General features: G+C 64.6%; 12 protein-coding genes. 6 read left to right on the forward strand and 6 right to left on the reverse strand.

Going from position 1 to position 10511, the window contains the following annotated elements; all coding sequences use genetic code 11:
* Positions 1-20: 20 nt before the first annotated feature.
* The gene (locus tag AX724_RS10150; protein ID WP_066765911.1) at positions 21-323 is read left to right on the forward strand and encodes a glycine zipper 2TM domain-containing protein; all 303 of its coding nucleotides are present in this window, start codon (positions 21-23) and stop codon (positions 321-323) included.
* 110 nt (positions 324-433) lie between these two features.
* Here AX724_RS10150 and AX724_RS10155 read toward each other — a convergent pair whose 3' ends face one another.
* Both AX724_RS10155 and AX724_RS10160 read right to left on the reverse strand, forming a co-directional pair.
* Positions 434-712 carry a hypothetical protein gene (locus tag AX724_RS10155; protein ID WP_066765930.1) on the reverse strand — a complete coding sequence of 93 codons (279 nt, stop codon included), beginning with the start codon at positions 710-712 and terminating at the stop codon, positions 434-436.
* A gap of 150 nt (positions 713-862) precedes the next feature.
* A complete protein-coding gene (locus tag AX724_RS10160; RefSeq protein WP_066765913.1) occupies positions 863-1270 on the reverse strand; it encodes an EVE domain-containing protein in 408 nt (135 codons plus the stop codon).
* Positions 1271-1374: 104 nt separating this feature from the next.
* Between AX724_RS10160 and AX724_RS10165 the strand changes: the two genes are divergently transcribed.
* On the forward strand, positions 1375-2319 hold the full coding sequence (locus AX724_RS10165) for an isopenicillin N synthase family dioxygenase (protein WP_066765932.1): 945 nt from the start codon (positions 1375-1377) through the stop codon (positions 2317-2319).
* A gap of 86 nt (positions 2320-2405) precedes the next feature.
* Here the strand turns inward: AX724_RS10165 and AX724_RS10170 are convergent, their stop codons facing one another.
* Positions 2406-2789, reverse strand: a complete 384-nt coding sequence (locus tag AX724_RS10170; protein ID WP_066765914.1) for a dihydroneopterin aldolase — start codon at positions 2787-2789, stop codon at positions 2406-2408.
* Between the two features lie 111 nt (positions 2790-2900).
* Here AX724_RS10170 and AX724_RS10175 point away from each other — a divergent pair, with 111 nt between their 5' ends.
* From AX724_RS10175 to AX724_RS10190, 4 genes are read left to right on the forward strand one after another with little or no spacing between them, the layout of a single operon-like run.
* Positions 2901-3437: a GNAT family N-acetyltransferase gene (locus AX724_RS10175; protein ID WP_197421538.1), complete on the forward strand. Its 537-nt coding sequence runs from the start codon at positions 2901-2903 to the stop codon at positions 3435-3437.
* Positions 3438-3491: 54 nt separating this feature from the next.
* The gene (locus AX724_RS10180) at positions 3492-4070 is read left to right on the forward strand and encodes a DUF1285 domain-containing protein (RefSeq protein WP_066765916.1); all 579 of its coding nucleotides are present in this window, start codon (positions 3492-3494) and stop codon (positions 4068-4070) included.
* Positions 4067-4672, forward strand: a complete 606-nt coding sequence (locus tag AX724_RS10185) for a CoA pyrophosphatase (RefSeq protein ID WP_066765918.1) — start codon at positions 4067-4069, stop codon at positions 4670-4672. The genes AX724_RS10180 and AX724_RS10185 overlap by 4 nt, the downstream gene beginning before the upstream one ends.
* Positions 4653-5864, forward strand: a complete 1212-nt coding sequence (locus tag AX724_RS10190) for a CCA tRNA nucleotidyltransferase (RefSeq protein ID WP_066765920.1) — start codon at positions 4653-4655, stop codon at positions 5862-5864. The genes AX724_RS10185 and AX724_RS10190 overlap by 20 nt, the downstream gene beginning before the upstream one ends.
* On the opposite strand, the gene AX724_RS10195 is transcribed toward AX724_RS10190, so the two are convergent.
* The 3 genes from AX724_RS10195 to AX724_RS10205 form a co-directional block, all read right to left on the reverse strand.
* Positions 5828-7483 (reverse strand): putative bifunctional diguanylate cyclase/phosphodiesterase, encoded by a 1656-nt coding sequence (locus AX724_RS10195; RefSeq protein ID WP_443018692.1) that lies wholly within the window; start codon positions 7481-7483, stop codon positions 5828-5830. The two genes, AX724_RS10190 and AX724_RS10195, sit on opposite strands and share 37 nt — an antisense overlap.
* A gap of 175 nt (positions 7484-7658) precedes the next feature.
* Positions 7659-9947 carry a DNA topoisomerase IV subunit A gene (gene parC / locus AX724_RS10200; protein ID WP_066765924.1) on the reverse strand — a complete coding sequence of 763 codons (2289 nt, stop codon included), beginning with the start codon at positions 9945-9947 and terminating at the stop codon, positions 7659-7661.
* A gap of 78 nt (positions 9948-10025) precedes the next feature.
* Positions 10026-10511 (reverse strand): LysR substrate-binding domain-containing protein (locus AX724_RS10205; protein WP_231736624.1); only part of this gene is annotated, 486 nt, incomplete at its 5' end.

The following is a 10511-nucleotide window of genomic DNA, read 5'->3' on the forward strand; positions in this document are numbered from 1 at the left end:
CGCTATTGGAGGAGATAGATATGCGTAAAGCCCTGCTTGCCCTGGCCGCCGTTTCGCTGGCCATTCCGGCTTCGATGGCTGTGCCGACCGATGGCGCACAGGCACGGAAGAATTATCGCTACAAGGAATGGCGCGGCAGGGATGGCCGTACCTATTGCCGCAAGTCGAACGGGACGACGGGCCTGATCGTCGGCGGCGTCGGCGGCGCGCTGGTGGGCCGTGCGATCGACACGCGCGGCGATCGCGCCACAGGCACGATCCTGGGCGCGGCCGGTGGCGCGCTGCTCGGCAAGGAAATCGACAGCAAGCGCCGCTGCCGTTGATCGGGATCGGCGGCGCGTTTACCGCGCCGCCCTCCACGCCCGGATGCGGGGCATGAAAAAGGGGCCGGTTTCCTATTGGAAACCGGCCCCTTTTTCAATGACATGACGCCTTAGTTGCCGGCGGCGGCGCCGCGCGCATCCTCGACGTCGAAGGCGACCCGCTGGCCACCCGACACGCCCGAAACCCTGCCGTTCTTCACAGCCAGGTTGAAGGCGACGGCGTCGGGGTAACGACGGCCCGAAATCACCTTGCCCGCCTTGGTGTCTTCGACCTGATAGACATAGGTATAGCCTTCATGGCTGAAGCGCTGCTTGGGGGCATCTTCGGCAGCGTAGCCGGTGGAAGCGGCCGAGGCCATGATGAAGGCAACAACAAACTTGGACAGCATTCGCATGGTTTTGCTCCTTGTGAATGCCGATCAAACACCTCTGGATATTCTTATTCTGTTGAAGCTTTTTTAGATGGCCTCGCTGCATTGCAGCAATCGCAAAGCACGTCAGGTGGATTGCAACGGACGCAATCGCAACCGTAACGACGATTATTGGCGGGACAGGCCGACAATATGGTCGAATTGCGCTTTCGTCAGTGGCGATACCGACAGGCGCGATTGGCGGATCATGACCATGTCGGCCAGGGCAGGGTCCGCCTTCATGGTCTTGAGCGTGACGGGCTTTGCCAGCTTTTCCTTGGGCGCGACATGGACCGCGATCCACTTGCCCGTTTCGTCCGTGCTATCGGGCGCGGCTTCCTCCGCAATGGTCATGATGCCCACCGCCTCCACGCCGATGTTGCTGTGGTAGAAGATCGCCAGATCGCCCTTCCGCATCGCCTTCATATGGCCCTGCGCCGCGTGGTTCCGCACGCCGTCCCATTCCGCCTTCCCCTTTGCGACCAGGTCGTCGTAGGAAAATACGTCGGGTTCCGATTTCATCAGCCAGTAGTTCATTTTGCCTCCTTGCATCAGCGGCCGGGCGCGATCAAGGATAGGTGCATGAAGGGTGGCCCCGGCGCATGGCGGCCCCCGCATCGACCTTTTTGTGGAGAATAGACGTGTCGCAAACGGTGCTGGATCAGGTGCCCGTCCTGTCCCTGGCAGAAATGCCCAAGGCAGAGTTTGCCCAGGCGTTCGGCCAGTCCTTCCAACGTTTCGGCTTCGCCATGGTGAAGGATCATGGCATGGATCAGGCGCTGATCGACGAAGGGTGGACGCTGGCCCGGCGCTTCTTCGAACTGCCCGAGGAGGTCAAGCAGCGCTACAACGCCAAGATCAATGGCGGCCAGCGCGGCTATACAGCGTTCGGCACCGAGATCGCGAAGGGCGCGAGCGAGAACGACCTTAAGGAATTCTGGCATGTCGGCCGCGACCTGCCGGCCGGCGATCCGCTGGCGGAAACGATGCCGCCCAATATCTGGCCGGAAGAAATGCCGGATTTCAAGCCGGCCTTCGCGCGGCTCTATCGCGAATTCGACCGGGTGGGCGCGGAATTGCTGTCGGCGATCGCGCTCTATCTGGGCCTGCCGGAACGCTGGTTCGACGGCCCGATCGAAAATGGCAATTCGATTCTGCGGCTTCTCCATTATCCGCCGGTGTCGCCGCAGGCCCCCGGCATCCGGGCCGGCGCGCATGAGGACATCAACCTCATCACCCTGCTGCTGGGCGCGGAGGAAGGCGGGCTGGAGTTGAAGGATCGCGGCGGAAACTGGTTGCCCGTGGTCCCGCCGCCGGGCGCGCTGGCGATCAATGTGGGCGACATGCTGCAGCGATTGACCAACCATGTGCTGCCCTCGACCAGCCATCGCGTGGTCAATCCACCGCCCGAACGGCGCGGCCATTCGCGCTATTCGATGCCCTTCTTCCTGCATCTGCGCCCGGACTTCATCATCGATGCGCTGCCGCAATGCGTAACGCAGGATAATCCGCGCCGTGAGCCGCCGATCAGCGCGCATGATTATCTGACCGAGCGGCTGATCGAAATCGGGCTGATCAAGAAATAGGCGATCGGCGGTCGTGCCGCGGGGCGATCACAGACCTGGCCGGAACCGGCCCCCGGCCTTCGCCGGGGACAGGTTTTCATGCGTTTTCAGTGTCGGCCGCGCCCCAGCGTGATGCCGATTTCCTCGCCCCGCTCCGACAGGGCGAGCTTCACGATCTTCACCTCGACATGGCTGACCTTGTCGTCCTGAAGGAAGATGGTGTCGATGATGTGGTCGGCGACTGCCTCAATCAGCGTGAAATGAACGCCCTCGGGCAAGGCGGTCGAGGCCGCATGCTTGAGGTCCATGTAATTTTTGGACCGGGTGAGCGGGGTGACGGGGTCGTAATGGTCCCCGACTCGCAGCCGGGCGCGGATGGAAATCCGCAACGGCTGGGGCAGATGCGTCTCCTCCGAATAGATGCCGGTCAGCACGTCGACGTGCAGGTTGTTGACTTCCAGGGTCAGAAAATCGTCAAATCCGGTGTGCATAGCTCGCCATATACGGCCCTGCCCACAGTCGGGCGGCAGCCTGTTTTAGTCTTTCATTTTGCGGAACGGGCGCTAAAAGCCCGCCGCTCCGGCGCGCCCCATGCGCCATTGATGGCGGAACGGCAAGACGTGTCACATATCGTGCCCCTCGACAGTCAGCCCGAACAGGCAATCGACCAGCTGCTCGACACGGCGTTCGGCCTGGATCGCCATGGCCGCACGGCCTACATCATCCGCCGCGGCATGCCCTGGTTGCCGGGCCTGTCCTTCGCCGCGCTGGATGCCGGCGGCGCGCTCATAGGGTCGCTGCAAAGCTGGCCCGTCGCCCTGACCCACCCGGACGGCGCGCAGATGCCGCTCATCATGGTCGGGCCGGTCGCCGTGCACCCCGATCGCCAGAATGGCGGCCATGGACGGGCCATGATGGACGCGGTGGTTGCAGCGGCCCGCAAGCAGCAAACGGAGCCGCTGATGATGATTGGCGATCCTGAATATTACGGCCGCTTCTGGGGATTCAACGCAGACTGCACCGCCGGCTGGCGCGCACCCGGTCCGTTCGAGCAGCGTCGGCTGCTGGCACTGTCGGTGGATGGCCGGCCGGTAGGCGGCGAAGGCATGCTGGCGCCGCGGATGGCGCTGGCGGCCTGACGCGCGGTCAAATACCCCTTTGCCTTCGAGCGGGGACGCTCCTATCTCGGCCCCATGCCGATGGAGCCTGTCCCCGACCTGTCCACCCTGTCCCTGACGGACATAGCGCGGCTCGCGCAGGAAAAGCGCCTGCCCCCCGTCGAAACGTGGAACCCCGATCATTGTGGCGACAGCGAGATGCGCATCGCACGCGACGGACGCTGGTATCATCAGGGCAGCCCCATTGGGCGCGAGGCGATGGTACGCCTGTTTTCGACGATCCTGCGGCGGGAAGCGGACGGACGCCATGTGCTGGTGACGCCGGTCGAGAAGCTGGACATAGAGGTGGAGGACGCGCCGTTTGTCGCGGTGGAATTGAAAAGTGAGGGGGATGGCCGCCGCCGCACGCTGGCCTTTCGCCTGAACAGCGGCGATGTCGTGACCGCCGGGCCCGACCATCAGCTGTTCCTGCGGGAAACGCCTGACGGGCCCCGCCCCTATCTTCATGTCCGGGGCGGCATGGAAGCTCTGATCGGGCGCAGCGTCTATTACGAACTGATGAACCTGGCGCTGGAGGAATCGGACGCCAGGGAGGACAGGCGCGTCGGCCTGTGGAGCGGAGGCGCCTATTTCGCGCTGGACGACGCATCGTGAGGCTGGCGGAACGGCTGCGAGATGCGCTGGAACTGGGGCGTGGCTTTATCCTGCCGGACGACGACACGCACGACCCGCGTATCGTGGGTGACATCGTCCTGGCCCCCGCCGCCGTGCTGGTTGCGATCACCGACCGTGCCGAGCCGGGTCTGATCCTCACCGAACGATCCGCCGCGCTGCGCAAACATGCCGGCCAGATCGCCTTCCCCGGCGGTCGGGTGGACGAAGGCGACGCCGACGCAATCGCCGGTGCGCTGCGCGAGGCGCAGGAGGAGATCGCCCTGCCCCCTTCGCAGGTGGAGGTGGTCGGCACGTTCGATCGCTACCCGACCTTCACGGGGTTCGACATCGTGCCGGTGCTGGGCGTCATCCCGCCCGATCTGCCGCTGCGCGCGCAGGAGGATGAGGTGGCCAACTGGTTCGAGGTGCCATTGTCCTATGCGCTCGACCCCGCCAACCGGATCCGCCGGGAAGTGGAGTTTGGCGGATCGACGCGGCATTATTACGAGATTTTCTGGGAGGAGCGCCGCATCTGGGGGATAACAGCCGCCATCCTCGCCAACCTGTCGCGGAGGCTGGGCCATGACCGTCTGGCTGCCTGATGCGCCATGGCGGCATCGGCCGGGACTGGATGGCCTGCTATCGGCGTTGGATGCGCGACAGGGCACGGCCCGCTTCGTTGGGGGCGCAGTGCGCGACGGGCTGCTGGGCCTTCCCGTCAACGACCTGGACGTTGCGACGACCATCGATCCGCAAGGCGTGGTCGACAGGCTGACGGACGCGGGGATCAAGGCGGTGCCGACCGGGATCGACCATGGCACGATCACCGCCATCCTGCCCGACGGCCCGGTGGAGATCACGACATTGCGGCGCGACGTCAGCACGGACGGGCGGCGGGCCACCATCGCCTATACCGACGACTGGCGACAAGACGCGGCGCGGCGCGACTTCACCATCAACGCCCTCTATGCCGATCCGGCCAGCGGCGCGATCAGCGACTATTTCGGCGGCGTCGCTGATCTGAAGGCGCGGCGGCTGCGCTTCATCGGCAACGCGGCGGCGCGGATTGCCGAAGATCATTTGCGCATCCTGCGCTATTTCCGATTCCTGTCGCGCTATGGCGGGGACGAGCTGGACGCGGAGGCTTACGCAGCCTGCGTCGATGCGGCCAAAAGCCTGATGGCCCTGTCGCGGGAGCGGATCGCGGACGAATTGCTGAAACTTCTGGGTGGCGAGTCCCCGGTCCATGCGCTGCGCCTGATGGCGGAAGGCGGCATCTTTCAACCCGTCCTGCCCGAGGTGGAGATGGCAGGTGTCGATCGGGTCGCGCAGGTGATCGCGCGGGAGGCGGAGGCGGGAATATCCCCTGCGCCGCTCCGCCGGCTGGCCGCGCTGCTGCCCCCCGACCCGACCCTGGCGGACCAGATCGGCGCGCGGCTGAAGCTGTCGAACAAGGCGCGCAAGCGGCTGATGGTGGCGCTGGAACCGGTTGCCGGGCAGGAAAGCGCGCGCGCGCTCGCCCACAGGGTCGGCGTGGAGGGCGCGATCGATCGCCTGTTGCTGGACCCTGCACGGCCGGCGGGTGCGGTGGAAGATGTGCGCGACTGGACGCCCCCTACCCTGCCGATCGGTGGCGGCGCATTGATCGCGCGCGGACTGCCAGCCGGTCCCGATGTCGCCAAAGCGCTACAGGAAGTGCAGCGGCTGTGGGTGGCTGAGGATTTTCCCGATACCGCGCGCGTCGAGACGCTGGCCGATCAGATCGTTTCGAAATTCCAGCGCGCGCGCCAATAGTCGAACGCGTCCGTTTCGTTCATCGGCCTGGCGAAATAATAGCCCTGCCCCTGCCAGCAGCCCATCTTCTGAAGGGCGAGCGCAAGATCCTGCGTCTCGATGCCTTCGGCGGTGACTTTCAGGTTGAGCGATTCGGCCAGCGACAGGATGGTGCGCACGATCACCGCCTTGTCCCTGTCTTCCAGCATGGAGAAGACGAAGCTGCGGTCGATTTTCAATATGTCGATGGGCAGGCTGTGCAGGCTGGCGAGGTTGGAAAAGCCGGTGCCGAAATCGTCCATGGCGATCGACATCTGCAAATCCTTCAGCGCCACCAGCAGTTTGCGCGCCTTGTCGGGATCGGCGATGATCGCGCTTTCCGTGATTTCCGCCGTCATCCGGCCGCCGGCAATGCCCGAATAGCGAAGCGCCTCCTCGAACATCGCGCCCACATCGTCGCGCGCCATCTGGATCGGAGACAGGTTGACGTTAACACCCACGGGCAAGGGCTGGCCGAATTTCGCATCCCAGCGCGCCAACGCCTGCGCCGCTTCATAGGCCGCCCATCGCCCGAGCGGGGTGATGAGGCCGCTCTCCTCGGCCACGGCGACGAACTCGACCGGGGACACATTGCCCAGTTCCGGGTCGTTCCACCGCGCCAGCGCTTCGAACCCGGTTATCTCTCCGGTCGGCAGGTGGATGAGCGGCTGAAAGGCGAGCGTCAGCCCCCCTTGCGCCAACGCATCCCGCAACCGGCTTTCGATCGAAAATCGCCGCTGCGCTTCCTTGAGAACACCGTTGCGATAGATTTCCACCTTGCCGCTGCGCTTGGCGATCTTGACCGCCGCCTGCGCCTTGCGGATCACATCGTCCGGGTCGTCGTCCAGGTTGATGGAAAGGGCGCAGCCGATGGCGCAATCGACCCGGATCTGCAGGTCGCTCAGCCTGATCGGCGAGCTCAGCGCTTCCTGTATGCGCTGAACGATGTGAAGAGCGTCTGACAAGCCATTGTTCAGGCGTGCGAAAATGGCGAAATCATTGCCGCCGATCCGGGCCAGCACATCGCCCTGGCGCAAGCTCGACTTGAGCCGCTTGGCAACAGTGATGAGGAGTTCGTCGCCAGCCATCGGCCCGAGCGATTCATTGACCCGGCTGAAGCGGCTGAGGTCGATGGCGATGATGCCGAATTGCGCATTGTCCGGCCAGACGCTGTTGTTCAGGCGGTCGTCGATTTCCTCACCGAAGCCGGTGCGGTTCGGCAGGGCGGTCAGCCCGTCCGAAAGGAGTTCGCGGCGCAGATTCTTCTCGATCGCGCGCTCGCTGGTACGGTCGGTGGCGGTAAAAAGAAAGAACGATGCCTCGGCGTTTTCGGCAGGCAGGCGGCCCAGGGTGCACAGGAAATATTCCGGCCCCAGCTTTCCTTCCCGCCTGATTTCGAAACTGTCGGTGTCGCAGTTGGAGTGGGCGAAACCGGAAACGCGGTCGAGCAGTTCCGAGCGGATTTTGCCCAGCGACGAGGAGTCGCGCGTCAAGCCTTCGACCGCAGCAAAGCGCCTGTTCCCCATGACGACGCGGATGCCTTCGCCGTCGCAAGCGAAGACCGCGGCAAGATGCGGCAAGGCCGCGAGCCATTGCGCCATCCCGATGTCCTGATGTGCGCCATCCTCCCCAAGCAGAGGAGTATCGGTGGCCGGTTTTACCGGCAAATTACGCACCGAAGCGGATTCCATGCCCTTGGGTTATCGGGAAGGAGTAAATTTTCGGGAAACGTTAAACAGTTTTGCGACGAACCGAATGCGCGCAAAAAGCCGCTGATTAGAACCGATTGTCGCGCGGGAATCCTGTGGGCGGCATCCGGCCCGCCGCGCCCCGCGCGACCTTCCATGGCAGCATGTCGCTTTCCGTCCGTGTCCGTCCCGACTCGCCGCCCATGGTCCAGCTGAGGCCATCGGCAAGGCGGAAGGCCAGCGCATCGGACAGGCCGCCATCCCGGTAGCGCTGCATCTGCACCCCCTGCCCACGCGCCATCTTGGGCATTTCGCCAAGGGAAAAGACGAGCAGCTTGCGGTTCTCGCCGATCACGGCGACGCTGTCGGCCTCGGCCGGGACGGGCCGAACAACGCTCAGCTTCGCGCCGGTACGGACATTGACCACCTGCTTGCCCTTGCGCGTTTCGGCGATCAGGTCCGCCGCCGCCGCAAGGAAGCCGCGGCCATCCGACGACGCGAGCAACAGGTCGCCACCCGGTCGCGCCGGCATCAGCGCCACGATGCTGCCTTCATTGTCCATGTCGACGAGCGACCGCACCGGATCGCCAAAGCCCCGGCCACCCGGCAGTTTGTCCGACGCCAACGTATAGACCCGGCCGGTTGAGGTCGCCATCAGCAGCTTGTCCGTCGTATAGGCGTGGAAGGCGAATTGAGGCCCATCGCCTTCCTTGAACTTGAGCGTATCCGCCGCGGCCAGGTCGCGATGACCGCTCATCGCGCGAATCCACCCACGTTCCGACAGGATGACGGTGATGGGTTCACGCTCGATCATCGCCTCCAGCGGGATTTCCCGCGCCGGGGCCGCTTCCTCCACCAGCGAGCGGCGGCGGCCAAGATCGGTGTCCGGCCCGTAGCGCTTGCGCAGCGCGGCAAGATCCTTCTTCAGGCGCGTACGCTGGCGCGCGGGACTTTCCACCAGCTTTTCAAGCTCGTCCTGCTCCTTGAGCAGTTCGGCATGTTCGCGGCGCAGTTCCATCTCCTCCAGCTTGCGCAAGCTGCGCAGTCGCATGTTGAGGATGGCCTCGGCCTGCCGGTCGGTGAGGGAGAATTCGTCCATCATCACCGGCTTTGGCTCGTCCTCCGTACGGATGATCTCGATCACCCGGTCGAGGTTCAGATAGGCGATGATATAGCCGTCGAGCAGTTCCAGCCGTGCGGCGATCTTGTCCAGGCGGTGACGGGCGCGGCGGACCAGCACGTCGATCTGATGCTTCAGCCATTCGATCAGCAGCGGCTTGAGGCCCAGGACGCGCGGCGTGTGGCTGGCGTCCAGCACGTTGAGGTTCAGGGGGAAGCGGTTTTCAAGGTCGGTCAGGCGGAACAGGCTGTCCATCAGCACCTGTTCGTCCACGGTGCGGGCGCGCGGCTCTATGACGATGCGGATTTCCGTGTCGCTTTCGTCCCGCACATCGGCCAGGATCGGTAGCTTCCGATCGTTGATGAGGGCGGCAATCTGCTCGATCAGCTTGGATTTCTGCACCTGGTAGGGAATTTGCGTGACCACCGCGACCCATGTGCCCCGCCCGCCATCCTCCTTGTGCCAGCGCGCCCGGGTGCGGAACGCGCCGCGACCCGTGGCATAGGCTTCGGAAATGATCGATGGGCTGTCCACCAGCACGCCGCCGGTCGGGAAGTCAGGCCCCTTCACCACCTGCATCAATGCGGCATGGTCGGCGTCGGGATTGTCGATCAGCAGATTGGCGGCGTCGATCAATTCAGCAACATTGTGCGGCGGGATGCTGGTCGCCATGCCCACCGCGATGCCGCTCGCGCCATTGGCGAGAAGATTTGGGAAGAGGCCGGGAAAGACCTCCGGCTCCTCATCCTCGCCATTGTAGGTCGGACGGAAATCGACGGTGCCCTCGTCAAGCCCCGACATGAGATCGGCGGCGGCCTGCGTCAGGCGCGCTTCGGTATAGCGCATCGCCGCCGCATTATCGCCGTCGATATTGCCAAAATTGCCCTGCCCGTCGACCAGGGGCGTGCGGAGCGAGAAATCCTGCGCAAGCCGCACCATCGCGTCATAGACCGAGGCGTCGCCATGCGGGTGATATTTGCCGATCACGTCGCCGACGACGCGGGCGCATTTCTTGTAGGGCGTGGTGTTGCGTGCCGGATTTTCGACCAGCACGTCCGGGTTGGCGCCGCCCGGCTCCATCCGCAGCAGGCGCATCGCCCAAAGCAGCCGCCTGTGCACCGGCTTCAACCCGTCGCGCAGGTCCGGCAGCGATCGGGCCGTGATCGTCGAAAGCGCATAGACGAGATAACGCTGGGAGAGCGCTTCGTCGAACGGATGATCCTTGATGGCGTCGAACGGGTCGCGGAAATCTGTCATCGCGGAGGACTTAGCAAAGCAGGCACGAAACGGAAACGGTTTCGCTCAATGGTCAGTGACGAGCATGTCGGGGGCAGTTCAGCGCGGCAAGTAAACCCCGCCGGGGTCCGCCGCGACCGCATCGGCGAATTCGGCGCATATCCAGTCGCGAAACGCCTTCACCTTGGGCGTGTTGCGGGCGTGGGACGGATAGACGATCCAGTAGCTCGCCAGCTCCCGAACATAGGAGGGCACGGCCTCCACCAGCAATCCCGCTTCCACCTCCGCCTTCCAGAGGAAATGATTGAGGATCGCGATCCCTTGGCCCGCGATGGCGGCGCGCCCCTCCATCACCTGGCTGTCGAGCGCGATGCCCGGCGGGCCGGCGGCGGGATCATCCTCCACCCCCATGGCAGCGAACCATTCGTGCCACCACATGTCGTCAGGCGACAGGCGCGGCATCGCGTGCAACGCCCGCGCATCCGGGACAGGACCGTGTCGCGCCAGCCAACCTGGACTGCACATCGGAACCAGCCTGTTGTGCGTCAGCAGTCGCACGTCCAGCCCCGGCCATTCGCCCCGCCC

This window comes from Sphingobium sp. CCH11-B1, from assembly GCF_001556865.1.
Lineage (GTDB): Bacteria > Pseudomonadota > Alphaproteobacteria > Sphingomonadales > Sphingomonadaceae > Sphingobium.

Excerpts from the sequence above, each read along its gene's own strand:
- AX724_RS10195 (WP_443018692.1), bottom strand. The coding sequence starts at position 7,483 with ATGGCGCAATGGCTCGCGGCCTTGCCGCATCTTGCCGCGGTCTTCGCT.
- parC (WP_066765924.1), bottom strand. The coding sequence starts at position 9,947 with ATGACAGATTTCCGCGACCCGTTCGACGCCATCAAGGATCATCCGTTC.
- AX724_RS10155 (WP_066765930.1), bottom strand. The coding sequence starts at position 712 with ATGCTGTCCAAGTTTGTTGTTGCCTTCATCATGGCCTCGGCCGCTTCC.
- AX724_RS10160 (WP_066765913.1), bottom strand. The coding sequence starts at position 1,270 with ATGAACTACTGGCTGATGAAATCGGAACCCGACGTATTTTCCTACGAC.
- AX724_RS10175 (WP_197421538.1), top strand. The coding sequence starts at position 2,901 with ATGGCGGAACGGCAAGACGTGTCACATATCGTGCCCCTCGACAGTCAG.
- AX724_RS10190 (WP_066765920.1), top strand. The coding sequence starts at position 4,653 with ATGACCGTCTGGCTGCCTGATGCGCCATGGCGGCATCGGCCGGGACTG.
- AX724_RS10170 (WP_066765914.1), bottom strand. The coding sequence starts at position 2,789 with ATGCACACCGGATTTGACGATTTTCTGACCCTGGAAGTCAACAACCTG.
- AX724_RS10150 (WP_066765911.1), top strand. The coding sequence starts at position 21 with ATGCGTAAAGCCCTGCTTGCCCTGGCCGCCGTTTCGCTGGCCATTCCG.
- AX724_RS10180 (WP_066765916.1), top strand. The coding sequence starts at position 3,492 with ATGCCGATGGAGCCTGTCCCCGACCTGTCCACCCTGTCCCTGACGGAC.